At 70.1% G+C, this 24,395-nt stretch carries 19 protein-coding genes and 2 pseudogenes; 7 read left to right on the top strand and 14 right to left on the bottom strand.

Annotation, left to right across the window (positions count from 1 at the left end; all coding sequences use genetic code 11):
• Nucleotides 1–2: 2 nt before the first annotated feature.
• Nucleotides 3–263, bottom strand: a pseudogene (locus tag AC068A_RS25240) (transposase); the annotation flags it as partial.
• A gap of 741 nt (nucleotides 264–1,004) precedes the next feature.
• On the opposite strand from AC068A_RS25240, the gene AC068A_RS25235 reads away from it, so the two are divergent.
• On the top strand, nucleotides 1,005–5,933 hold the full coding sequence (locus tag AC068A_RS25235) for a tetratricopeptide repeat protein (protein WP_478588448.1): 4,929 nt from the start codon (nucleotides 1,005–1,007) through the stop codon (nucleotides 5,931–5,933).
• A 109-nt stretch (nucleotides 5,934–6,042) separates the two neighbouring features.
• Here AC068A_RS25235 and AC068A_RS25230 read toward each other — a convergent pair whose 3' ends face one another.
• Nucleotides 6,043–6,732: a DUF6338 family protein gene (locus tag AC068A_RS25230; protein ID WP_478588447.1), complete on the bottom strand. Its 690-nt coding sequence runs from the start codon at nucleotides 6,730–6,732 to the stop codon at nucleotides 6,043–6,045.
• Between the two features lie 521 nt (nucleotides 6,733–7,253).
• Entirely contained in the window at nucleotides 7,254–8,921 is a 1,668-nt protein-coding gene (locus tag AC068A_RS25225) for a putative glycoside hydrolase (RefSeq protein ID WP_478588445.1), read from the bottom strand.
• A gap of 163 nt (nucleotides 8,922–9,084) precedes the next feature.
• On the opposite strand from AC068A_RS25225, the gene AC068A_RS25220 reads away from it, so the two are divergent.
• Complete coding sequence (locus tag AC068A_RS25220; RefSeq protein WP_478588443.1) at nucleotides 9,085–10,104, top strand: polysaccharide deacetylase family protein; 1,020 nt, start codon at nucleotides 9,085–9,087, stop codon at nucleotides 10,102–10,104.
• Between the two features lie 620 nt (nucleotides 10,105–10,724).
• On the opposite strand, the gene AC068A_RS25215 is transcribed toward AC068A_RS25220, so the two are convergent.
• Nucleotides 10,725–11,018 carry a hypothetical protein gene (locus AC068A_RS25215; protein ID WP_478588441.1) on the bottom strand — a complete coding sequence of 98 codons (294 nt, stop codon included), beginning with the start codon at nucleotides 11,016–11,018 and terminating at the stop codon, nucleotides 10,725–10,727.
• Between the two features lie 194 nt (nucleotides 11,019–11,212).
• On the opposite strand from AC068A_RS25215, the gene AC068A_RS25210 reads away from it, so the two are divergent.
• Together AC068A_RS25210 and AC068A_RS25205 are read left to right on the top strand one after the other, a co-directional pair.
• The gene (locus AC068A_RS25210) at nucleotides 11,213–11,698 is read left to right on the top strand and encodes a hypothetical protein (protein ID WP_478588439.1); all 486 of its coding nucleotides are present in this window, start codon (nucleotides 11,213–11,215) and stop codon (nucleotides 11,696–11,698) included.
• 98 nt (nucleotides 11,699–11,796) lie between these two features.
• Nucleotides 11,797–14,967, top strand: a complete 3,171-nt coding sequence (locus AC068A_RS25205) for an NACHT domain-containing protein (protein WP_478588437.1) — start codon at nucleotides 11,797–11,799, stop codon at nucleotides 14,965–14,967.
• Between the two features lie 66 nt (nucleotides 14,968–15,033).
• Here the strand turns inward: AC068A_RS25205 and AC068A_RS25200 are convergent, their stop codons facing one another.
• A complete protein-coding gene (locus AC068A_RS25200; protein ID WP_478588435.1) occupies nucleotides 15,034–15,522 on the bottom strand; it encodes a zinc finger domain-containing protein in 489 nt (162 codons plus the stop codon).
• 114 nt (nucleotides 15,523–15,636) lie between these two features.
• Between AC068A_RS25200 and AC068A_RS25195 the strand changes: the two genes are divergently transcribed.
• Nucleotides 15,637–16,605 carry an ankyrin repeat domain-containing protein gene (locus AC068A_RS25195; protein WP_478588433.1) on the top strand — a complete coding sequence of 323 codons (969 nt, stop codon included), beginning with the start codon at nucleotides 15,637–15,639 and terminating at the stop codon, nucleotides 16,603–16,605.
• A 155-nt stretch (nucleotides 16,606–16,760) separates the two neighbouring features.
• Here AC068A_RS25195 and AC068A_RS25190 read toward each other — a convergent pair whose 3' ends face one another.
• A complete protein-coding gene (locus tag AC068A_RS25190; RefSeq protein ID WP_478588431.1) occupies nucleotides 16,761–16,892 on the bottom strand; it encodes a hypothetical protein in 132 nt (43 codons plus the stop codon).
• Between AC068A_RS25190 and AC068A_RS25185 the strand changes: the two genes are divergently transcribed.
• The gene (locus AC068A_RS25185; RefSeq protein ID WP_478588429.1) at nucleotides 16,861–18,486 is read left to right on the top strand and encodes an alpha/beta fold hydrolase; all 1,626 of its coding nucleotides are present in this window, start codon (nucleotides 16,861–16,863) and stop codon (nucleotides 18,484–18,486) included. The genes AC068A_RS25190 and AC068A_RS25185 overlap by 32 nt on opposite strands.
• 127 nt (nucleotides 18,487–18,613) lie before the next feature.
• Nucleotides 18,614–18,781: pseudogene (locus AC068A_RS25180) on the top strand (recombinase family protein); the annotation flags it as partial.
• A gap of 176 nt (nucleotides 18,782–18,957) precedes the next feature.
• On the opposite strand, the gene AC068A_RS25175 reads toward AC068A_RS25180, so the two are convergent.
• The 8 genes from AC068A_RS25175 to AC068A_RS25140 all read right to left on the bottom strand — a co-directional run bounded on the left by AC068A_RS25175 (nucleotide 18,958) and on the right by AC068A_RS25140 (nucleotide 24,197).
• Nucleotides 18,958–19,152 (bottom strand): hypothetical protein, encoded by a 195-nt coding sequence (locus tag AC068A_RS25175; protein ID WP_478588427.1) that lies wholly within the window; start codon nucleotides 19,150–19,152, stop codon nucleotides 18,958–18,960.
• Between the two features lie 324 nt (nucleotides 19,153–19,476).
• The gene (locus tag AC068A_RS25170; protein WP_478588425.1) at nucleotides 19,477–19,809 is read right to left on the bottom strand and encodes a DUF3703 domain-containing protein; all 333 of its coding nucleotides are present in this window, start codon (nucleotides 19,807–19,809) and stop codon (nucleotides 19,477–19,479) included.
• A 29-nt stretch (nucleotides 19,810–19,838) separates the two neighbouring features.
• Nucleotides 19,839–20,549 (bottom strand): cation efflux transmembrane domain-containing protein, encoded by a 711-nt coding sequence (locus AC068A_RS25165; RefSeq protein WP_478588423.1) that lies wholly within the window; start codon nucleotides 20,547–20,549, stop codon nucleotides 19,839–19,841.
• Entirely contained in the window at nucleotides 20,549–20,884 is a 336-nt protein-coding gene (locus AC068A_RS25160; protein WP_478588421.1) for an ArsR/SmtB family transcription factor, read from the bottom strand. The genes AC068A_RS25165 and AC068A_RS25160 overlap by 1 nt, the downstream gene beginning before the upstream one ends.
• A 1,048-nt stretch (nucleotides 20,885–21,932) precedes the next feature.
• Nucleotides 21,933–22,232 (bottom strand): hypothetical protein, encoded by a 300-nt coding sequence (locus tag AC068A_RS25155; protein ID WP_478588419.1) that lies wholly within the window; start codon nucleotides 22,230–22,232, stop codon nucleotides 21,933–21,935.
• A 12-nt stretch (nucleotides 22,233–22,244) separates the two neighbouring features.
• A complete protein-coding gene (locus tag AC068A_RS25150; protein WP_478588417.1) occupies nucleotides 22,245–23,048 on the bottom strand; it encodes a DUF6042 family protein in 804 nt (267 codons plus the stop codon).
• Nucleotides 23,049–23,307: 259 nt separating this feature from the next.
• The gene (locus AC068A_RS25145) at nucleotides 23,308–23,748 is read right to left on the bottom strand and encodes a DUF2267 domain-containing protein (RefSeq protein WP_478588416.1); all 441 of its coding nucleotides are present in this window, start codon (nucleotides 23,746–23,748) and stop codon (nucleotides 23,308–23,310) included.
• 53 nt (nucleotides 23,749–23,801) lie between these two features.
• Nucleotides 23,802–24,197, bottom strand: a complete 396-nt coding sequence (locus tag AC068A_RS25140; protein WP_478588414.1) for a DUF2267 domain-containing protein — start codon at nucleotides 24,195–24,197, stop codon at nucleotides 23,802–23,804.
• Nucleotides 24,198–24,395 lie beyond the last annotated feature (198 nt).

Raw genomic sequence — 24,395 nt, 5'->3', positions numbered from 1 at the left:
GATCACTCGTTCTCGAGGTCGCCGGCGAGGCGGCGGGCTGCTTCGGTCTCGATGGGGCCGCGCGGTTCGATCTCCTCGCCGGCGAGGCGGGCGGCCATGAGGCGGATCATGGCGACTTTGATCACCGCTTCGGCGTGCGCGGTCTTGCTCTCATAGTCCCGTGCCAACCGTCTGCACCGTCCCAGCCGGGAGAATGTCCGCTCGACCACCACCCGCCTGCGGGGCAGCACGTGGAAGCCTTTCACCTCCGCATTGCGCGGCACCGCGATATCGGCGTTCGATGGGGAAGCCAAGGGGATGCCCCTCATACGAGGGACCTGACCAGGCTCCTGAGCCTGCGGTGGCGGGTCCCGCCTCGCCGAGGTCGCGGCGCCGTCGCCCCTGGCGGCGGGAGTCGCGGGCCCACGGGAGCGGCTGGTCGACCTGATGATGGACGGCAGCCCGGACCTGCTGAACAAGGCCGGACTGCGGCACTGGAGGAGTCACGCGATCGTGCAAGTCCTCCTGGAACCGCGCTCAAACCGGCATGAAGGCCCTGATCCTGAACGTTACCGACCGCAGCCGACGGGAGTGTCCGCAACGGGCCACCGGGCGGCATAGGTTGGGTGCCCGGCGAGTCCGTCGAGCAGATCCGCCCCGACCTGTGGATCGTGGAAGACGATCACGTGGTGCGGGAAGCTTCGAGGTCCTCCATGGGCCCACTGGCTGTTCCGGTCGGTGAACGCCTCCGCGATGTCGAACGCCGACGGGTCGTTGGAGCTGAACAGCGTTCGCCCGGCGGCGGAGCACAGTGTGCAGCATGTCGTCGGTGATGACCGGGGGCCGGCCGCCGTGCTCGGCGAGTGCGGCCCGGCCGCCCTTCGGTTCGGGGCACGTACGCCGGCGTCGGCGGCGGTGCCGGTGGTTTGCTGGTCGGTGCAGCCGAGACGAGCAGGGCCGGGGCGCAGGCCGGCCCATCCATGGATTCTCCGCCCGGGAAGGCGCCCGGTCCGTAAGCTTTTGGAATGCAGGACGATGTGGTCGTCGGTCTGGTGCCAGCTTGGACTCGGCAGGAGTCGCTGGCATTCCTGGCACCGGTGACCAAAATTCTGGAACTTCGCGACGCGGACGCGCTGGCCGCCGAACTCGCGGATTCGCCTCCCGCCCTCCGGCTGGCCCGGGCCTACCTGGAACGGCACCCGCTTTCGCTCGGCGACTATCTCCGGCGGGTCCGCACGGGCCTGAAGCGTCCGAACCGCCTGCTGACCGGGATCGTCTACCGCGACCGCGCGACCAGAGCGGTGATGCGCGCGGCCGTGCCCGCCCAGGTGAGACCAGTGGCGGCGGCACTGTCGGCCATGAAGGGCGAGCTGCGGGCCCGGCCCGGCGCGTACGGGCTGATGAGCTTGCTGGCGTTCCTCGCCCCCGCGCGGCTCGACCTGCGGCTGCTGTTCGGCCACGACGCGGACCTGGGCTTCCTGCCGCCACCGCTCCGCGATCCGGACGTGCGCGCCACGGCCGGCGCCGCCCTGGCCGAGTACGGGCTGATCAAGATCGCGTCAGACGGGTCCGAGCTCAGAATGCAATCCGTGGTGCAGGCCGCGGCCCGCACCCTGGTGGTGAGGCCTTACTGGGCCAGTGCGGCGCTGCTCCTGTGCGCCGAGGCACTCAACGAGACCGGCCTCCCCGCCGACGCCGACCGGCTCGCGAGCCACGCCGAGCACGCCGTCGCGCACGTGCGCGAGATGAAACGGCTCCAGCCGCTCTGCGCCCGGGTTCTGCGGGACCTGGGCATGACCGCGGGCAGGCGGGGACGGACCGAGCAGGCGAAACGGCTGCTGAAGGACTCCCTGGAGATCCATCTCGCGATCCGGCGCGGCGACCGTGCCGACCTGGCCGAGGCGTACTACCAGTACGGCCATGCCCTCTCGGAGAGCGGCGACCTGGCCGGAGGACGTGCCCGGATCGACCGGGCGATCGCCCTGGCGACGGCCGTCCGCGGACCAGACCACCCGGAAGTCGCGCGCTACAGGCACGACCTGTCGACGCTCCTCCGTGAACTCGGCGAGCCCGCAGCCGCCAAGGCGGAGCTGCTGGCCGCCCTGGAGATCGGGGAGAGGCGCCTTGAAGCGGGCAGCCCAGACCTCGCGGTCGGCCGCCAGTCGCTGGGCGTGTTCCTGCACGAGGAAGGAGATCTGCAGGGCGCCCGGCGCGAAATGGAACAGGCTTTGGCCCAGCTGCTGGCCTCAGTGGGGGAGAACGACCACAGGGTGTCCGCCTGCCGGTCCACGCTCTCCCGGGTGTTGCGCGATCTAGGTGAGCTCGAGGAGGCACGGAACCAGCTGGCCGCGGCGGTGGCCGCAGGAGAGACCATCGATGGCCCGGCTCATCCTCACGTGCTCGCGGACCGCAGGGACCTGGAACGGGTCGAGCGCGAGCTCGGCGGGAACGCCGAAGAGGAGGAGCCGGCCGCCGTCGAGGAGACGACACCTTTCCCTCCGCTGGATCCGTCCCACCTGATCCTCTCAGCGGACGGCGTCTGCGACCCCGCCGCCCCAGTGGCATGGACCTGGAAGCTGACACGGGCCGACGGAACCGTGCTTGCTGAGCACGAGGTCCGGCTCGACCCCGCAGACGCGTCCTTCGCCGCCTTCTCCGACCTGCACACCTGGCTGCGCTGGCGGACCTCACCGGACCGGCGCCGCAGCGACGAGCTCAGGCTGATGGAGGGGCTCGGCCGGTGGACGGGCGCGGAGGTCCTCGGCCCCGTCGGCACGATCCTCGGCGAGCACCGCGCCGCCCCCACCGTCGTGCGCGTCCAGGTTCCCGAGGGCGCCTCCTGGCTCCTGGACAGACCATGGGAGCTGGCCCATCTCGGCGACGGCGTCCGTCTCGCGGAACAACCGGTGAGCCTGGTCTTCGAGACCGCGGCGGCAGCCACGGACAAGAGGATGCCGTCGACGGCCCTGCGGATCCTCGCGGTATTCAGCCTGCCGTCCAACGCCGACGCGCTGGCACTACGCCGCGAGCTGATGACCGTCGAGCGGATCGTCAAAGAGGTCTCGGACGGCGGTCGTGCCATCGAGCTTCACGTCCTGCACTACGGAGTGACGCGAGACCGCCTGCAGGAACGGCTCCCCGACCTCGAAGGCTGGGACATCGTGCACCTGGCCGGGCACGGACGCCCCGGAGAGCTGTTCACCGACGACGGCCACGGCCGGAGCGAGACCGTGACGGCCGACGAGATCACCGGGATGCTGACCCCGTCGGCACGGCGACTGAAGCTGATTGTGCTGTCATGGTGCGGTTCCGGCGGGGGTGCCACGGCCGACTGGGACGACGAGGAGGACATCGAGCCGGCGCCCGCGCTGCCGATCCGGCTGGCCGCAGCGATGAGCTGCGCGGTCCTGGCCATGCGCTACCCCCTCGCCGACGAGTTCGCCGTCGAGTTCACGCGGGAGTTCTATCTGCGCCTGCTATCCGGCAGCGCGGCGTCCACCGCCGTCCGTGGGGCAATGACCGACTTGAGGCGGCGGAGCGACGCCGCAGGACGGGCCTGGCGTCCGCTGTGGTCGGCGACACCGGTACTACTCAGCGCAGGAACGGCCGACCTGATGCCGATCACACCCCCGCCCGGCCCGAGGCCGAGCCCGCCGGGCGTCTCAGGAGAGCTCCCGGAGCGGCCGGAGGCGTTCGTTGGCCGGGCCGCGCTGATCAGCCGTCTGGCGGCGACCGGCCCGGTGCTGCTGACCGGGATGCCGGGCATCGGCAAGACCACGACCGCCCTGAAGTTCGCACACGCCTATGCGGACACCTACGACCGCATCCTCTGGTGCGAAGGAGGAGTCCCCGAAGTAACCGACGACCTCGACGAGCGGACCCTGCTCGTCATGGACGGCATGGACGGCATGGACGGCGCCTGGCACGACGAGCGGTGGCGCGAGCACGCGGAACGCACTGGCGGACCCAAGGTCGTGTTCACCTCGCGGCTCGTCCCGGCGGACCCGCCCCGGAGCCTAAAGATCGAGCCGGTCCACCCGCTCTCGCCGGTGGACGCCGCACTGCTCGCCCGTGAAGTCCCAGGAGCGGACGCCTCGCTGGTGCGCGGCGGTGAGGGGCACCCCCTGCTGCTGGCCGGGCAGACTGGTCACAGGGCCCTGATCGCCGCTTGGGCGGAGGACGCGGCAGCCTCCTTGCCGGAGGAGGCCCGGATCCTGTTCCGGTTCCTGTGTTCGCTGGAAGAGGCGGACCGCGAGGCAGGGCCCATCGTCACCTCCATCTGGGAGGACGTGTGGGAGGCGTTCGGCGGGCAAGGCGAGGCGCCCCATCTGGATCCCACGCTCGATGCCTTGACCCGTTCCGGCCTGGCGGAGGTCGTCCGCGATCCGGCGGTCGAGAACGCCGTCCGCTCCGTCCTGATGCATCCGATCACGGTCGCGGTAGGCCGCGGCCTGCTCACGGGCGAGGAGTACGAAGCGGTGACCGGTGTCGTCGCTGCGTTCTGGTGGTTCTGCATCCAGGAAAGCCGTCGCGAGGAGAACAGCCACATGGCCGTCTTCTACGCCGGCCGTGCCGTCCCGTACCTGCTGGCCCTTGAGCGCCCACGCGAGACGCTCGAGGCGCTCAGCGTGATCACCGGGCGCGATATGTCGGCCGAGACGGTCAACGCCGTCCACGCGTGGCTCGCCGAGCTGGACGAGCTCGCCCGGGGCACTGACGTCGAGCCGGATGTACGCAAGCTCCGGACCGACCTGCTGGTCCGGAGCCGGAACGTCTCGATCGAAGCCGAGCTGCGTGCGTCCTTCGGCAACGCGGTCGAGGCCGGGGACCACCAGGCCGCGGCGCTCAGCGGCGGCCACCTGGCCAATGTGCTGATCTTGATGGGCCGTGCGGAGGAGGCCCTGCAAGTCGCCGAACGGGCGGAGGAGCACGCACGTCGCGCGGGGCGGGATCCGTGGCGGCGGCTGACCGCGCAGATACAGGTGCTGCAGGCCCTGGTGGCCGCGGGACGCCACGAGGAGGCCCTTCCGCGCGTGCGGCGGCTGTCGCGCCGACTCAGGAAGCTGGGCGAGGACGAGTCGGGGGAACACGACCGATGGCACGTCTCTGAAGTCCTGCTGAACGCGGGCTTGCGGGCGGCGATGAAGCTCCGCCGGTGGGAGGAGGCCCTGGAGTTCGGCGACGGCATCCTCGTGAGCATGGCGCGGCGCGGCGCACCCGAACTGGAGATCGCCCAGGTCGAGTACAACAACGCGTTCTTGTTGCGAGAGTTCGGCCAGCCGGCCCGCGCCCGCGAGGTCCTACGCCGCTGCCAGATCGTCTTCGAGCGGGAGCGGGACCTGGCCCGGCTTGCCGGCGTCCGGCAGTCGGTGGCCGAGCTCGAGGCGCGCGAGGGCCGGTACACCGAGGCGGCCGAGCTGCTCCGGGACGCCCTGCGCCTGCTCTACAGCGTCCGCGACACCCTCGACCCGGCTGCGATCAGGGACGCCCACGCGACCCTGGCGGCGCATCTGACGAACGGCGGCACGATCGGCGCCGAGGCGTTCCACCAGCTGCTCGCCGTATCGATCACCGACCGGCTGACCGGGTCGCTCCGGCTCGAGGAGACCATCGACCGGCTGCGCTGGGTGGCGACCCGCTACGACGACCTGCCCGCCTCGCTCGACGACCTCATCGAGGCGGTCGACGAGGTGCCGGGAGTGCGCTTCGCGGCGCTGCTCGCCATGCTGCCCGGCGGGAGGACAGCCGCCGAGCACGTCCTCACAGAGCTCCGCCCGGTGGTGCGCTACGCGACAGAGGCCCTGATGTTCGACCTCTTCGAAGCGGCCGGACTCACAGTGAAGAGCATCGACCTGAATGCCGTCCCGGAGGAGCGAGGGCTAGGCGGACGCCTCGTCGACCGGTTCGGCCCCCTCGTCCGGAGGCGGAGGCGGAGGCGGAGGCGGAGGCGGTGACCGGCGGGCCGGGCGCTTGGGCGGCAGCGGCTTGCGCATCGGAGCAGCCGCCTGCCAGCCGCGGTGGGCGTCGTCGTCCCAGTCGGGCTCCCAGTCCTCGGAAGGATCGTCAGGCCGGGTCATCGGGATCCTCCTCGTCGTTCCTGCCGTCGAAGAACTCGATCGACACGATGGAGCTTCCATTCAACCAAACGCCCCTGCTGCCGGGATAAGGCTCGGTGAACCAGTCGTCCTCGCCCGTCCACTGCTGCTGCAGGTACAGGTCCCGGTGTGCGGGGTCGGACGAGGCGAACGACCGGTCGGCGTACAGCCCGTAGACGACCCGGTCCTCGGTGAGCCTGACCCGGACGTAGGCCGGGAACGCCCGGCTGAAGACCCAATCCCAGGCTTCGGGGACCCTGGTCACCGAGGACAGGCCGATCCGGACCAGCAGCCGGTGCAGCCAGGCGGGGCGGCGGACATCGGCCAGGAACGACAGCCCGGCTCCCAGGGCCACCGGGACGACCACCAGGACGATCATCGTCCAGGCCGCGATCTGGCCGACGTACCTTCCCGCACCGTGCTGGACGATGTCGGAGGCGAGCGGGGCCGTCCACCACAACATCATGAGGTGCACCACGATGGATCCGACGGCCACATTGGCGATGAACGCCCGTTCGCTGACGGCCGGGCCCTGCCGGCCGCGGTCCATGGTCGTGCCCAGCAGGTAGCCCGGCATGAGGAACAGGACGGTCGAGCCGATCCCGGCCAGGAGGAACGCGATGACGTTCTTGGCCAACTCGGTTGTCTCCGGCGCCATGGGCCTCCTCCGCTTGTGCTCCCGCACAGTGATGATCTCAGCGCGGCGGCCTTCGCGTATGGACTTCGGCCACTTGGTTCATGTCCCGAGCTCGGTGGGAGGCCGCCTGGTGGGGCCTGGAGTGTTGTGGTGGTCCGCACCGGAGGGAAGGACTCGGGTGACGGTGACTTCGTCGGCGTACTGCGGTGCGAACGGATGCTGCGCCTCCATGCCCTTGAGGAACACCCGTCGCCCGTCCTCGAGGAGCAGACGGGAGGCCACCCCGGGAGTGAACCCACCCGTCTTCCCCTCGGCCTGAACCACCACAGTCCCCAGACGGGACTCGACGTGCGCGCGGACACCGGAAGGTAAGGACACCCACTCCGGCCGGACGGAAGTAGCAGCCATCGACGCCCCTCTGGAAGTCGGGGTGCCGGTACGGTAGCGCTCCGCCCAGGCCGAGCCTGCCACCGATTCGCCCAGGCGGTGTCAGCCGATGCGGCCGATGACCACGATGGCGGCGACAGGTACGGCCGGCCCCGTCAGCGCGTGGCGATCTGCGGGAGTGCCGCGCCCTGGTAGCGGGCGCCGGCGTTCCAGAGGATGAAGGAGTTCATCTTGTTTGCTGCCGCAGCCTTGATCTGTTCGGCCACCTCAGCCGGCCCGTAGGTGCTGCCCATCGAGAAATCCTGCAGCCACGGGATGATTTCGGTCTGCGTGCCCTTCGCCTGGCGGGCGAAGTCGGCGAGCGAACGCTGCACGATCGCGTACGGGGCGGTGTCCGGCTGTGCGACGCCGTACTCTCCCGGCCCCCAGTGGGACGGGTAGACCATTGGTGCGATGTAGTCGGTGACCTTGACCAGGGAACCGATGTCCTGTGCGATCTCGGTGGGGCGGGTCGCGGCGATACCGAAGACCGAGACGCCAAGGTACTTGGCGTGGGGACGCAGCGCGGTCCGGGTCTCTGCGACGAACGAGGTGACGGACTGCTCGGGCGTGGTGGTACCGATGCCCGGGAAGCGCATGTCCGTCAGTGGGCCGTCCGGTCGGCGCACGTAGTCGTAGAGGATGTCGTCGAAGCCGAGCCGAGCTGCTTCGACGGCGAGGTCCTGGTTGTACTTGCGGACCGTGGGGTTGGCGAAGTTCGTGAAGGACAGGGCTCCGTAGTGCCCGCCGTCGTAGGGTTCTCCGTCCGGGGTCAGCACGAGCTGGTCTTGCTTGCCGGACTTCCAGGAGGCCGAGGCGAGCTTGGGGTCGCGGAAGGCCACGATGCGGCCGATGGCCTGGGCGCCGGCGGCGTGGATCTCGGCGATCGCCTTGCGGGCGTCGTAGTAGCCCTTGGCCGCGCCGATCTGGCGGGCCAGCGGCACCCGGGACGCGTACCCGACCTCGCCGTCCTCGTCCTTCACGTCCAGCTCGACGGCGTTGAGCTTGCCGCTGCGGACCAGGGCGAGGATGTCGCCGCGCAGCGTGTCGTCGCCCCAGCCCACGGCTGTGATGTGCGCGGCCCGGATCATGGGGCGGCGCCCCCGGGCGGACACGTCCTTGGTGGTGGTGTTTCCGGCGCGGTCCACCGCGGTGACCGTGACGAGGGGTGTGCCCTTCGGCACCGTGACCTTGAAGGCCCCGGCCTTGTCGACAGGGACCCTTTTGCCATTGACGCTCACTCTGGCGTCGGTGGAGGCATTGCCGGCAATGGTCACGGGGGCGGCGTTCTTGATCTCGGGGTCGGCCACCTTCAGCTCGGGAGCAGTGGCATCGACAGTGAAGCCCACGATCTTGCGGTACGAGGCGAAGGGGAGGCTGCTGCCGCCGGCCACCACCAGGGTGTGCCGGCCTTCCTTGAGATGCGGAAGGACGAGTTTCAGGCGGGCGCCATCGGCTGTGACGGGGACCGCCGCACCGTCCAGGGTGACGCGCAGCTTGTCCCTACCGCCGGCCGCGTCGGCGGCGAGGTAGGCACTGACCCGTGCGGCCGCGCGCCCATCGAGGACCACGCCGTCGCTCACCCCCTGGATGCCCGGACCCGGCGCGAGGAACGTCCAGGCTCCGACGCCCGCTCCGGCCAGCGCGACCGCTCCGGTCGTCGCTATGAGGGCGCGCCGACGGGCCGGGCGCCGGAGACGGAGGGAGGAGGCGGAATGCGATATGCGTGTGGGGAACATCGTGAGGTCCTTCGTGCCGTGGGCGTGGGCCGGATGTGCCTCCATTCATTGCCGCTCCGTGTGCCGGTCGCCTTGCTCTGCTCAGATTTCACACGAACGGCCGCGATCAGGTCCGGCGCGGCGGCTACGCCAGGCAGGGGACAGTGCGGTATGAGGGCTCCCGTCGCAGGTAGTCATGGCGCGACACATTGCCGTGGAGAGGCTTCCGATGCGCCACCCGCTCGTCCCGCTCGTCCCGCTCGGCGCCCTGGCGGGCGCCGCCCTGCTCGCCACCGGCTGTTCCACGGGGCCGTCACCGGCCGCGGGGCGACACCATGCCGCCGCGTCATCGGCGGCGGCCGGCCCCGTCGCCGCGAAGGGCCCGGCGGAAGTCGGCGCCAACGAACTCGGCCAAGTACCGGTGCTGATGTACCACCAGCTCACCGAGAATCCGGCCAGCGTCTACGACCGCACCCCGGCCGACTTCCGGGCCGAGTTGGAGCGCCTCGCTCGGGAGAACTACGTGCCGGTGACGGCACGGGACTTCCAGACGGGCCGCATCGACATCCCGGCAGGCACGCACCCTGTGGTCCTGACGTTCGACGACTCGACCAACAGTCAGGTGCGCCTCGGCCCGGACGGCACCCCGGCGACGGACACCGCAGTCGCCATTCTGGCGGAAACCGCGAAGAAGTACCCCGCCTTCAAGCCGGTGGCGACCTTCTTCGTCAACGCGGACGCCTTCTCGGCCACAGGCTCCGCCAAGGCCCTGGCCTGGCTGAAGGAGCACGGGCACGAGGTCGCCAACCACACCGCCCGCCACGAGAACCTGCGATCCCTGGACCGGGCGGGCGCCGCGAGGGCGATCTCGGCCGGCCAGGAGGCGATCGAGAGGGCCGCGCCCGGGACGCAGGTCACCTCGCTCGCCCTGCCCTTCGGCGCCATGCCCCAGCCGGCCGGGCTCGCCATGCACGGAACGGGCTACCGGTACGACGGGGTGTACCTCGTGGGGGCCAACCCGTCGCCCTCGCCGTTCGCGAAGGCTTTCACCCCCGGTGCGATCCCCCGGATCCGCTCAGCGGGACACAATGACGAGGACGCCGAGTTCGGTTCGTCGCGTTGGCTGGACAAGCTCGCTGCCGGAAAGAGCCGGTACATCTCGGACGGGGACCCGAACACCGTCGCCTTCCCGAGCGCCTTGCAGTACGAGCTGTCGCCGGCCTTCGCGAAGCGGGCGCGGCCGTACTGACCCGTGTCGGCATCGCAGGCGGTGACAGCACCCGTGTGCCCCGTGTGCCCCGTGTGCCCCTCTGTGCCCCACCTGGAGCCTGCCGGAATGTCATCGCTCTCCGGCTTTCCGAGCAGCACCACACCCTCTGCTGCCCCTCGCTGCGGCTCTGCTGCCCCTCGCTGCACTGGGGCGGCGTCCTGCCGGTCAGTCGTCGGACATGCCGCTCGCCCGGGCGATGCCCTGCACCGCCTGCTCGTCCTGCCTGCGCTGGTGCTGCTGGCCATCGAGCTTGTCCCGCAGCGCGCGCAGCCTGTCCGGGTCGTCCGCGACGTCCGGGGCACCAGGGACATCGCCGCCTTGGCGTGCTCGCCGTCGCCGAGGCGGGCGACGACGTGGTCGGCCCGGTCCTCGTGGCCGGGTTCCAACTTCTATGTGTCACGCGGCCCCGCCGGAAGGCCCCAGGGGCCTCTTTCCGACTCAAGCACCGGACAAACGCCCTCAGATCACGGTGAGCGGCTCTCCGCAGGGCCGGGGATGCGGGTGAGGAAGGCGGCGAGGTCGGCGACGGCTTCGGGGTCGGCGCCGGACCGAGGAGCGGCCGATCTTCGCCGGGTCGATGGGCGTGCGCGGGCCCTGGGTCAGGGCATGCTGGTGAGTGGCCAGGGGTTTGGGGCGTTGCGGCGGATCGCCGCGCGTATGTGGACCATGGCCAGGATGGCGCTCATGTGGGTCTTGCCCTCGGTGTACCGGACGTGATCCTTGCAGAACCAGAGGGCGTTCTCGGGATGCCCTTCATGATCGAGCGGTGGCGCTATCGCACGGAAGAATACGAGCGTGAAGGTCTCGTAGTCGTGGTCCCTGGAGGACGCGTTGCAGATCGCGCAGTACGGGGGCATCACAGCTGGTCGACTCCACTCCGCCGAACGAACCATGATCGTAAGCCTACGTTCCGGTGGCGGTCTCGTAGCCGCGGCCGATCTCGTCGGCCGCGGGGCGCGGTCTGGCCCGAGCACGGTATTCCGCGCATAGTGAGGGCTTGTCCTGACGCCATATGGCCTGTGGGTGCGCCGAGTTACGCGATACGGTACGAGCCCGGAACGGCCGGGCGCGGGGAGGGCGGACGGGGATGTTGGAGCAGGCACTGGTGGCGCTCGCCAGTATGGGTGGGGCCGCTGTGGTGCAGGCCGCGGGGACGGATGCGTGGGCCGGGCTGCGGCAGGCGCTGGCGCAGTGGTTCGGGCAGGGGGACGAACAGCGTCAGCGGGCCGAGCTGGAGCGCCTTGACCGTACCGCCGCGGAGCTCGCGGGCGCGCAGGAGAGTGGCGAGGCGGACGCGGAACGTGCGCGCGCCGGGCACGACGCGGTGTGGAGGTCCCGCATCGAGCTCCTGCTCGAGGAGCTGCGGGAGGACGAACGGCACCGTGCGGCAGAGGCGATGCGCGAGCTGTTGCGGCGGCACGCCTCGCCCGGCGCGAACGAGTCGGGCACGGGCGGGATCGCGGTACAGGGGGACCTTCGGATCCATGCCGACCGGGGATCAGTCGCGGCCGGCGTCGTGAACGGGGATGTGAATCTCTCCGTCCCTCCGGCGCCGGATCCGATCCAGGGCTGAACGGACCGGCACCGGCTGACACAAGCCCACCACACACCGCCGCAGGCGACGACGAAGCGGGCCGCCGAGGCGTCACCGTCCATGCCGACAACGGCAGCGTGGCCTTCGCCCACGCCGAGCAGGTGCATTTCCACGTCCCCGAGGCAGACGGGGACGCGCCCGACCTGGTGGTGCACGCCTACCGGATGACCGGCGACATCATCTATCAGCAGGCCGGCCCGCCGCGTTCGGATCGGGCGCCCGCACTCACCTTCCTCCTGGGTGTCATGCTCGCCGTCGCCCTGGCCTGGGACGGCGCGCAGCTGGGTTCTCAGACCGCTGACCGGTGGGCCGCCGCGGCCTGCCTCGTGCTGGGAGCCGCGGCCGGTGTCGTCCTTGTACGGGGTCGCCGCCGACGCCGGCCCCAGGATCAGCCCTTGCCGCCCAAGGAGCTGCGCAAGGCGGCCTCGTCGCTGGCGCGCACCCTCGCAGAGCACTACGCACGGGAGGAGGCCGGTGTCCGCGTCCACGACCCCGGTCCGCTGCCGGTGCGCTGGACGGCGGCCCCGCGCGGCATCGGCGACCACGCCGCGAACCTCGCGGGCGCCGGGCGGGCGGCGCCCCGGCTCGACGGCTCCTTCTCCGACGTCGTCCCGACGTACGAGGACCTGCCGTACGGCCGCCTCGTGGTCCTCGGTGAAGCGGGTGCCGGAAAGTCGGTGCTCGTCCTCCACCTGGCCGCCGGTCTGCTGGCACGGCGTACGGACCGCGATCCGGTGCCCGTCGTGTTCCCGCTCGCGTCCTGGGACCCCTTGGAGGGAACGCCGCTGTGGTGGTGGGCGGCCGGACGGCTGGCTCAGACGCACGCAGGGATCCTGGCCGGGGAAGGCTCAGGCGCCTCGGCCCGCAACACCGCTCACCAGCTCATCACGTCCGGACGCATCCTGCCCATCCTCGACGGCTTCGACGAACTCCCCACCGCCTCGCGTAGGAAGGCCCTCTCCCAGCTGTCCCAAAGCCTGCTGCCCGACGGCCGCTTCGTCCTCACCAGTCGCACCGCCGAATTCACCGACGCGTTGAACGCCACCGGGCTTCGCATGCCCAAGACGGCGGCCGTCCAGCTCCAGCCGCTCGACGTGGCCGACCTGCGCGCCTACCTGCCGCGCACCACCCGTGAGCAGGCCGACTCCACCACGAAGTGGGACCCGGTCCTGGACCGGCTCGCCGCACCCGACGCCGACGCCGACGCCGACTCCGACGCCGACTCCGACGGCTACGCGGCGCGGCACTTGCGCGAGGTTCTGCGCACCCCGCTCATGGTCTCCCTCGCCAGAGCCGTCTACAGCGACACCACCGCCCGCCCGGACGACCTCCTCGAACGGAGCGATCTCACCACCCGGGACGCGGTGCAGCGGCATCTGCTGAGTGCTTTCGTCGATGCTGCGTACCAGATGAACCCGGCAGCGGTGCCGGGCCGTCATGACCATGTGACGTCCGGTCGCGCCCGTCGGTACCTGGCCCGGCTCGCCCGCAGCCCCAGGCAGGACATCGCCTGGTGGCACCTCGAAGAGCAGGTGCCGTGGACGTTTCGTACCCTGCTGGTCTCCCTCCCCCTGGGACTGCTCCTCGCAGCGACGGTCGCCGCCACCGCCCTGCCCGCACCGGGACAGCCGGACGTCCCCGACCTCGGACTCCGCGCGGCCCTTCTCGCGCTGATCGCGGCCGTGTGCGCCGGAGCGCTCGACTGGATCGCCGAGCACGGAAGCCCCGCCCGTCCCCCGCAGCGCCTGCGCTCACCCCGCGGCGAGGTGCTCCAGGCCCTGCGAGAGCGGCCGGTGGGAGCCGTACTCTCCGTATTGTTTCCGGTGGGTGGGCTCGCCGTCTGGATCTGGGCCGTCGTACGCGGCAACGGTCTCGCCGTCCTCTTCGCCTCCTTCCTGCTGCTCGTCCCGCTGGCAGCGGTCTCACGGACACTCGCCGTCATCCGCGGGCCCGCCGACGTCCAGCGAAGCGACCCCGTCACCCTGCTGCGCCAGGACCGTCGCACCGCACTGGCCCTGGCACCTCTCTCCTTTCCCCACACGCGGACCATGCTCTCCGCGCAGAAGGTGCTGCCCGTCCCGGTAGTCGCCACCATCCTGTTCTGGGGCTTCGGGCGCGGAGAGGACGCCGTCACCCCCTGGCGCTGGGCGGCCGTGTACGGCGCGTTGGCCCTGTGGTGGTGTCTGTGGAGCTTGGCCATGTCGGCGTGGGGCCGCTACACGGTGGCGCGCTGGTGGCTCGCCTCGACGGGACGCCTTCCCCGGCAGCTCACCAGGTTCCTCGCGGACGCACACCGCCGCGGCGTGCTGCGCCAGACCGGCGGTGTCTACCGGTTCCGGCACATCGAACTGCAGCGCATGCTTGCGGCGGAAACAGATCCGCAGGACGCGGGACGCCGTACGGGCCGGGCAGGGCGTCTGTGCGCCGGAGCATTGGCCGCGTTGGCGGGCCTGACCGCCGTGGTCCTCCTGGCCAGCTCGGTGTTCACGGCCCCCGGCGCGATGGGACCGCTCCGCACCCTCGCCCCGGCCTGCGAGCTGCTCCCGCTTCGGTCCGTACGCCTCCTCATGGAGCGCCCGGCGGTCGCCGGACAGCCACGTGTCGATATCTTCTCCGACGCCAGGGGCTTCCTCGATGACGGCTTCAGCCGGCCGAAGCGCGCCGACGACCGCCGTGCCCGTGCGCGCAGCTCCTGCGTGATGACGGAGCAGTCCGCGCTGCGGCCCGACACGGAGGTCACGTTGACCGTGGCTCTCGCCGCCGGAGCAGGGATGGTCAAGAGCGCCCAGCGCGCGCAGTACGAGGTGGACAACCCGGGGCTGCTCGACGCCCGGGTACGGCGTTCGGGCGCCAACTGGTACCTGGCCACCGGTACGGAGTGGGGGTCGTCCCGTGACGGTCAGTCACGCCCAACCGAACAGCGCATCCCCGTCGGCTGGGCCCGCGGCCGCATGGGGAACGCGCTGGTGGCCGTGGACGTGGCGCTGGAGTTCGGCACCGAGCGGCAGGCCCAGCAGGCTGCGGAGACGCTCGTACGAGAAGTCCTCGAACGCATCCGCCGCACCTACGACCTTCCCGCCGGTCCGGTCCCTGAGGGAGCACCCCTCACGCGCGTCCAGCACACCGGATCTCCAAAGACTCCCGCAACGGGGTCTTCGACAAGGAGCGCACGGGCCATCTTGCAGGCCCGGTCTGGAAAGAGAGCGATCCCGCACGCATCGAGGCGCTCGACAAACTGGTGGCGATGAGAGTGCCACGCCAAGCGCAGTGCGACGAACCGGACAGTACGCAGGATACGGGCGCCGACGGCGGCCTCACCTGCACAGCGAGCCGTGGCCCTGCGGCCGGCTTCCGCATGGCCCTTCGACCGGCGTCTCGGGCGCGGCCTCCTTGAACTGGCGTGCCAGAACGAGGGCCTTCTCCAGCTCGGGCCGGACCTTGACCCGGGTGCTGATCTGCTCCTGGAAGATCTTGTGGCAGTCCGCAGCACGGAGGGCTTCGAGCTGGCTCCCCAGCTCCTGGCGGGCGGTCGACGTACGGGCGTAGCCGATGCGCACCGGCCGCTCGGTGCGGGGCGCCGGGACGAGGGCGAGCGCGGGGCCGCGCGTCCAGGCCCGGCCGGGGAGCCGGTCGGCTGGGACGGGGACGTCGAGGTGCTCGCGGAGTGCGGGGACGAGAGCGAAGCGGGGGGTGTGGTACTTCGCGGCGGTCTTCCCGCCTCGGGTACGGCACGGGCTCCCCGCCGGAGCCTCACACTTCGGACAGTCGTTTCGTTCTACCGCGTTTGCTGCTTGATCGGGCATCAGAACCGCGAACCACTGACGACAAGCAGCCATCGAACCGTTGGTCTTGATCCCCACCACACCGGGTTGCCGCCGGATACCATGGCGCCCCATCGTTCTTCACCTGGGGTGTCCATGCTTTCCCTGGCCGAATTCCTGCCGGACCGGGCGGCCGAGGAGGCTGTCGTCCGCGCGCTTGACAAGATGCGCCACGTCTTCAGCATGCAGGGACGACTGGACAAGCTGCGAAGTCCGGTGGCCGACCTCGTCGCGAGCCCGGACCCACAGGCTGTCTACGCCCACCGCGATGCAATATGCCGCGAACACTTCGTGATGCTCTACGCCGCGGAGACGGATTGCGTACCGCTGTTCCGCTTGCGGATCGAGGGCGTCGGTGATCGAACCAATCTGGAACTCTTCCTGTTGGTGGCGGGGCGGATGGGCGCAGCCCGTGTCATCCGGTACCTCGGCGAGCAGGGCGTCGACGTCAACGCCGCCGAGAACGATGGCACGCACCGACACACCGCTTTGCACTGGGCGGTGTACCAGAACCACAGTGACGCCGTGGCCGCGTTGATCGCACAACCGGAGATCGACCTCGAAGGCTTCGACGGACACGGAACGACCGCGCTCGACCTGGCCCTCTACCAGTCCCACCGCATCGAGTCGGCGAAGCTGCTTACCGCCGCCGGAGCGCATATCCATGCCGACACGGTCGTACAGGTGGCCCGGCGGCACGACCTAGCGGCGCTGGAGATCGTGCTGCGTCACGGAGCAGACCCGAACGCCTTCAGCCCGAAGACCGGCATCGCACCGCTGCACGCCGCGGCCATGGGGCTCGGGGAGGACGTGGTCCGACGACTGCTGCAGGCCGGCGCTGACCCGCTGCTGCCGACCCGGCGCAAATTCAAGGCCACAGGAGTGATCTACCCGCGCGGTGCCACCCCCATCGACTACCTCGATCTGGGTGGCCCTCACCTGGTCGGCCTGGCCGCCTCCAGGGAATCCCAACTGGCGCTGACAGATCGGGCCGCCGAGTTGCGCGACCTTCTCACGCAGGCGGTCACCGACCGTGCTTTTTCGCCCGTCGGCGAGAGCAATTGACGGAAACCCTGCAAGATCCACGCTGCGAGAACTTCGCCGCGCCACGGCTGGCAGTGCACGCAGCGAACGCCGCACTTCGGGTCAGAGAACGGAAGTCCGGAGCCTCTCAGCGGGTGACTCCGTGACGGACCGCCTTCGGCTGTACGGGTCTGCAGCTATTCGTCCTCGCCGTCCTCGCCGTCGGTGTGCGGGTCGCGTAGCTGCCGCAGGCCCGGGGCCGACGGGCGTGTGAAGGCGTAGCGGCCGAGGAAGTTGATGTGGTCGTACTGGAGGGGGGACTGGTTCACCTCCACCCGCCTGCACCGCCAGATAGCCGACGGCATCCCCAGCGCCCGGCTCGTCGAGATCCCCACCGGCCACCTGCCCATGCTCGAGCGGCCCGAGGCATGGCAGAAGCTCATCACCAACTTCCTGGCCGAGTCATGGACCGTGCTCGGGGACGACCACGTGCCGGTCGCGTCGCTGATCGAGCGCTACTTGGCCTACCTGGCCTGGGGCGAAAAGAGCAGCAGTGAAACCCTCCGAGTGGATATGGTCGGCCTCATGTCGATCGAGATACCACGATGGGCTCACCGTGACGCGCGGGGGGCATGTGAGCACCGTGCCGCGCAAAGCGGCGCCTACTGGAGGGCCTTCCACCCGCAGCAACGCACATTCGATTACCTGTGCCCAGCATGCGCATCCGGTGCCGACCTGGACCTTTCGGGAGGTCTGGTACCGGTGTCACCGGACCTTGTGGAGCGTCTTGAGCGGGAGGGTATCTGGGAGGGAGTGATCGGGTTTCCCGGCCCCGTCGATGCTCCTCAGCAGCTCGGCCTGGTGCGGCAGCCGCTCGGCGTACGCCTCAAAGGAGTTCGAGCCGTCACGCCTATAGCCGATGGACCGGGAGAGCGCTGGATCGTCGCATGCGACGACGGCCTGATCGAGCTGGACTCCGTCGGCGACGGTGCCTTGAGGCACATCGCTGCCCTTCCCGCCGACCAGCTGGCCCTGGGCGACGATGACGAACTGGTACTGGCCACCGATCAGGCGGGGCGCTTCGTCGCCCTCGCGCCAGCGGGCGGCCGCCATGGTGTGGTGATCGAAACCTCTACCGGGCGCGTCGCCATGCACCTGGACCGCGGTGACTATCGCGAGGACCTCTGCCGGTTCCCTCTGGCATTCGCCGACGTCGCAGGCCGAACGGTCCTGGTCCACGCCACCGAGTGGAACCGCCTGGACTGCTCGGACCCCTCCACCGGTACCCGTCTGACGGACCGCGACACTCCCCAGTACCGGGCCCCCGGCGAGCATGACGCGCACTACCTCGACTACTTCTTCTGCGGCCTCAGCGTCTCTCCCGGGAGCCGTCGAATCGTGTCGGACGGGTGGGTATGGCAGCCCTGGGGAGTACTGACCGTCTGGGACCTTGAGGCATGGCTGGACGGCAACCCGTGGGAGTCCGAGGACGGCCCCTCCCGCTTCACCCTCGACCCCCGGACTTGGGTGTGGGACGGGCCACTTGCCTGGCTCGACGACAACCGCCTCGCGGTGTGGGGATTCGGAGTGGACAAGCACCTGCACGACGGCGTGCGCATCTACGACGTGGAGCGCCAGGAGGAGACCGACTGGTTTCCCGGGCCGACGGCAGACCTGACCAGTGACGTGGAGCGCCAGGGGGCGACCGACTGGTTCCCCGGGCCGACGGCAGACCTGACCAGTGACGGCACACTCCTTTACGCCCTCGGACCCGACCTGGCCGTCTACGACATAGCCACCGGCCGCCGAATGCTCAGCCGTCCCGGCTTCACAGCACGCGCCCGCCATCCGCGCACCGGCCGCCTGCTGGCGATCGGCACCGACGGGGACACAGAAACGGCCCGCATCACCAAGATCGAATAGCTCTGCGAGGCGTAACGCGATCTGCGACTCACGGACGCTGCCTGACTGGAGCAGGCGAAGGACCTCTGCGGCGTCGATGCCTCCATCTCGGACCAAACGAGCATGATCGCCTTCAAGAAACCAAGGTTTGCGCCAGACCGACGCCCTCACCGCGGCCGGCTGCCGACGCATCTTCGCCGACAAGAAGTCCGGCAAGGACGACCTCCGCCCGGAGCTGAAGGCATGCCACGCCTTCCTCCAGCAGGGCGACACCCTGGTGGTGCCCTCACTCGACCGCTACGGGCGCTCACTGAGGACCGCCCGGCCCTGAGAATTGGCTACGGAACGTCGCGATGGCTACGGAGAGCTACTTGTCGGGTGGCGGCAGCTATAGAGAACAGGGCCAACAGCGGCCGCGCGCATCGCGTCCATCACCGCGGCGGTGCTCAGCCTCCGGACGATTCAGCGGGCATGGTGTGGGCCCTTCGGTGCTCAGGCAGCCGTGCCGAAGCCGGAGGCGGCCGGTTGCTGTTCGCGGAGCTGGGTGAAGTCGACGTCGAGCTTGGGGTCGTACGCCTCCGGCTGAATGCCGAGTTCGTGCGTGCTGTACTCGCCGAACCGCTTGATGTGCTCGGTCAGGTACGGCGAGATGTGGCCGCGCCGGCCCTCCGGCAGGGTGCTGGCCAAGGCCGTCGGCCGCGGGCGTGGGCGGGGCCTCATCCACGCCGTCGACTCCGCGGAGGCGCCGGCTGGGGCGCCGGTGCTCACCCTGGATCGCGCGCTGCGACCTTGTGGCCCTCCGGCAGCCGTCCGGCCAGCCGCTCCTCGTCGGTGAGCTTGACCGGCAGGCCGTAGCGCTCCAGCGTGGCCCCGGTGAGGACGAGTAGCGGGTCGGTGTCGGTGTCCTTTGCCGGGTCCGGACAGCTTCGGCTGCCCGAGCTTGGCCTCCTTGAGAGTCCAGTCGCCCCTGTGGACGGGTTTGGCGTTGACCGTTGACCGCTTCAGCTCTGGTCAGGTGCTGAGGATGGCGGCGAGGTCGTCGGGCAGTGGCATGGGCTTGGTGAGGGGGACGTTGGCTCTGCCGGTGTTGCCTTCGGGGTAGCGGCCGAGTGCTGATCCGGGGGCGGCGACGATGATGCGGACGACCTGGCCGAGGGTTTCGCGCCGGTCGCGCTGTCGCAGGGCGAGGCCGAGCATGGCGATGTGGTTGCGGGTGTGGGGCCAGGGCCAGGGCTGGGACAGGATGTGGGCCCGCTCCAGGTGGCGCCATCGGTCAGCGGGGTCCGCAGCGGTGCGGGCGGCGGTCATTTCCGCGGTGTAGGCGGTGCGGACGCCTGCGGGCATGGGGCGGGGCATCAAGGTCTCCGGTCGGGTCAGTTGCAGCAGGTGCAGCCGGGCTTGCAGCCGCATGAGTCGGTCTCGGCGACAGCTTTGGGGCCAGTGGTGGGGATGGGGCCGCAGCAGGCGTCTCCGCGCCAGGCTTCGCGGCCTTCCTTGACGGCGACGGCGGCAATGACGAGGGCGGCGATCGGGTCGGCCCAGGACCAGCCGAAGAGGCTGTTGGCGAGGAGCCCGACCAGGAGGACGGCGGAGAGGTAGGTGCAGAGGAGAGTCTGCTTGGAGTCGGCGAGGGCGGTTGCGGAGCCGAGTTCGCGTCCGGCCTTGCGCTGGGCGGCGGACAGGAACGGCATGACCGCCAGCGACAGGGCTGCGATCACGATGCCGGGGGTGGAGTGCTCGGCTTCGCCGGTGCCGGTCAGTGCCCGGATGGCGTCGACGGTGACGTATGCGGCGAGGGCGAAGAAGGAGAAGGCGATGATCCGCAGGGTGCGCTTCTCGCGGGCTTCGCGGACGTCGTGGTCGGTCGCGGAGAACTGCCAGGCGACCGCCGCGGCGGAGGAGACCTCGATGACGGAGTCGAGGCCGAAGCCGATCAGCGCGGTGGAGGAGGCCAGGGTGCCGGCGGTGAGCGCCACGATCGCCTCGATCACGTTGTAGGTGATCGTCGCGGCGACCAGCAGCCGTATTCGCTTGGTGAGGACGTCGCGGCGGGTCGGGGACGGTCCGAGGGAGATCGCGGTCATCAGCAGCAGTCCTTCGTCTCGGCGTCGACGCAGGTCTTGTCGGTCTCGACGGCGACGACCGCGGTGCGAAGGTCGTCCAGCGCGTGTCCGAGCCGTTCATCGGCGAGCTCGTAACGGGTGCGGCGGCCGTCGGGGACGGTGATGACGAGGCCGCAGTCGCGCAGGCAGGCGAGGTGGTTCGACAGCCGGGTCCGGGAGACGCCGATCTTGTCGGCGAGATCGGACGGATAGGCGGGGGCATCCCGCAGGGCCAGCAGCAGCTGGCAGCGGATGGGATCGGCGAGAGCACGGCCGAAGCGCGCAAGCACCTCGACGTCCGGGGCGATGGTCAGCACCCTTCGACAATACAAAGTTGCCTGGATTCAGGAAAGCCTGAACTCTCGGCGGTTTGTGAGACCCGATGCGTCGGCGGTCAGCGGCCGCTGAACCTGCGGCCGAGATGGGTGACCTTCCCGTCCCTCCAACGCCTCCTCGAGTCGGACGGCGCGCAGTGGCGAGGAACTGGATCTGCGCAGTGGCGAGCTTGAGCTGGCCCTTCAGCTCCTGACACCGTCGGCGGAGCCTCGCGTTCCTGGCAGTGAGCCGGTCGATCTCGCTCCGGCCGCCCGGGACGGGTTTCGCCGGGCACGGGTACAGCTCGCGCTTGTATCCCTCGCGCACCTCTTCGGCGACCGGCACGGGTGGTGATCGCCTCCACGAATGTGAGTCCTTGCCACTGATCGAGCCCGGCGGGCCGGATCACGGTCGGTCCGGCCACCGGCGGGCAGGCGCTTGGCTTTGACGGTCTGATTCGGTTCAGGCACGGATTCCGTGAAGGGCATGCTGAGGCAGTTACCGGTCTGCAGTCGGGCGGAATCCTGCTCGGTCTGCTGTTCTGGGCGGATCGCTGCGAGGGAGAATGCTGGCATGACGACTTGAAGAGCACCGGCCGGGCGACAACACTGGCGAAAGGTTGCGACCTGGGACACGGTTCTCGACAGCGATCGGCGAGTCTGCGCCGCCTGCGGAACGTCCGTCTGCTCGTATCAGTACCGCTTCCACCCGCCCGAGTCCTCCATGTTCGAGCGATGCGTCGGGTTCGCTTGGTGCTCGGGCTGCCGGGTCTACTCCGGCAACATGGTTCATGTTCCTCGCAAGCAGGTCCTGGTCGACGCACTCGCCTCTCTTCCTCCTGAGCAGCGAGAGCGGCTTCTGCGTTCGGAAACGCGACTGATCGATTTCCTGGACCGTCAGGCCCGACGCAGCAGAGGTTGAGGCCGGCGGCTGGCGGCGATCAGGAGGAGCCGCTCGTAGCAGCGGGAGCTTCGCTACGGCCCCTACCAGGACTTCTGCCGACGCATCTGGGTGGGCGCCGAGCACATGGCGTCCGAGGTCCCCGAAGGACTACGCAACCGTGCCCGGCCGGTAGCCGTTCACTCCCACCCGGTCCGGTGCCGCAGCCACACCCGTGCAGCGGCGGCGGCCTGGGGCCTGGTGAGCCCGCAGGAACGGCACTCCGGGCGGCGCCGGCCGCCGCGCGGACCTCTCCCAGTAGCCGGCAAGCCCTGCAGTGAACGCGGTGAGCACGGCGTCGTCCGGCCGCGGCAGTCCCTCCAGGGCCTTCTCGGCTTCCGTCGGGGTGTGCAGACCCTCAAGCCCGGCGGCGAACCCGCTCGGTTGGAGCTCGGCTGTCCCATCGGCCACGAGCCGAGGGGGTCACTCCAGGTCGCTGGGTAGCGTCACCGCGAGTTTGCCGTCTTCGGTCATACCGTGGATACTGATCCGCTCTTTGTCGAACCGCTCCCAGTCGCACTGGATGCGGAAGACCTTGTGCGAAGGCGCGTCGGAGACGTCGAGAGTCGTCGTGAAGTCACCGGCGTCCGTCAGGAGACGAACCGCCTCGCGTGCGTCTTGAGGGTCTCCCTCGATGAGCCGGGCGAGGCGGTCCAGGCTGGTCACGATCTCTTTGCGGCGCAGCCCGTCGGGCTCGAACAGCTCAATGATGCGATAGGAGAAACCCTCGTACGCACTGTCGATCAGCATTTGCCGCTGAACAGCGGCCTCCTCTTCATCAAGAGGGAACACATCCGCGGGCACGGGCGCCGGCACCTTGGGAAAAATCCGTGGCGCGCCGGCCGCATCGGGGACTTCGTAGACGACCCCTGCGGCCAGCAGCAGGTCCAGTACATCGGCGTGGGTACGCAGAGGCGGCCGCCCGTGGTGAGCCGCGTACAGTGCAGCCGTCTCGATGAGCTTCGGCTGCCGGGCTTGCTCATCCTCATCGAGGTCGTCAGGGTCCTCCCAGCAGGAGGCTTCCAAGTCACCTTGGGGATTCTCGCTGTTGCGGAGTCCCAGCTTGAGGTCCTCCCGCGTGGCACCGTTTTCGGCGATGCCCACCCCCAAGAGCAGGAACAGGATCGAGTACGGCCGCATCCGCGACCACCCACTCCGCATTACCTGCTGCAGGTAGTGCTCGCGATCCTGCTCCGTCCAGCGTGCGGGCGGCGTCAAGGCGACCACGTGACTCTCCTTCACAAAACAGACAGGGAAAGCGAAGCATGCCAGCAAACACCGATATGCATGGGTAGGTTCCCACAAATCAGTGACGTACCCCGGCAGTTGATCCGGTCGCCAGGCCGACCCCTCCCCACACAACCTGGCTGGACGGCCCACAGGGTGCACTACGCCGCGTCCCCTCATCGGCTCGGCGGGCTGTCCGGGCGGGACGGCGCCGGCTCGAAGTGGCCAGGTCGGCCAGAACCTGGGGGCCTTGCACGGGTTACGAGAGGTGGCCTGCGGTGAGGTCGATCTGTCCGAAGAGGATGGCGTAGCCGCCGGGCAGGGCTCTGAGGATGCCGGCCAGGAGGTCGGGGCCGGCCAGGCGGGCCACGACCGCAAGGACGGCACCGGTGTCCCAGCGGGCGACGGCCGGGCTGACTCCCGTGCGTGCGGCGAGGTCCTTGACGAAGCCCCATCCCGTGAGCTGGTCGAACTCGGGGATCTGGGTGGTGAAGGTGAGGGCGGCTTCCGTGGGGAGCCGGGCGGCCAGGCCGACGCGTTCAGGGCCGGTCAGGCGGCGGCCGAGAGCGGCCAGGACACGGTGGACGGCTTCGGCCGCGCGATCGGTGTCGGGGTAGGCACCTTCGTACTGCACGGCCTGCAGCATCTGCTCGTAGGTCATGTCCGGGGCCGGCCGATGGAGGACGGGCTGGTCGAACACAGGGCAGGCCTTTCATGTCGAGGAAGACTGGGGAGGCCCTCGCCGGTGGGGGGTCAGACAGGGCGTGGGCGGCCGAAGAGCAGGTCGTAGTCGGGAGGCAGTTGCAGGAGGATCCGCTGGAGAAGGTCGTCGTCGAGGGCGTCGGCGACGACGCTGAGGACGGCGCTGACGTCCCAGGCGGCAGTCTGCTCCGTCGCGCCGTCGATCCAGGCGGCAGTGGCGCGTATGAACCGCTGCGCATCGAGGGGTTCGGCAGCGGGCAGCGGGTTGAGGAGGATCAGCGCGTACGCCTCGGGCAGGCCCGCGGCGACGCGGGCGCGGTCCTCCCCGACGAGGTGGGCGCCGAGCAGGGCGAGGACGACCCTCGCGGCGCGGTCGGCTTCCTGCCGGGTGGTGTACTCGCCGCGCTCTTGCACGCGTTCGAGGAAGGCATCCTGGCGCAAGGTCATGGCGCATCGCCTTTCGGCGCTCTGTTGCCCCGCGCGTGTGCCTGGTGCGGTCCGCGCGGGAACAGCGGACGGGCGGCGGGGGGGGGGGGGGGGGGGGGGGGGGGTTCCCCCCCCCCCCCCCCCCCCCCCCCCCCCCCCCCGGGGGGGGGGGGAGGGGGGTGCGGTGGGGCCCGGGGGGTTTTGTGTTTGTTTTTTGGT

This window comes from Streptomyces sp. NPDC043854, from assembly GCF_056436005.1.
This window is presented reverse-complemented; position numbering and strand designations above follow the sequence as displayed.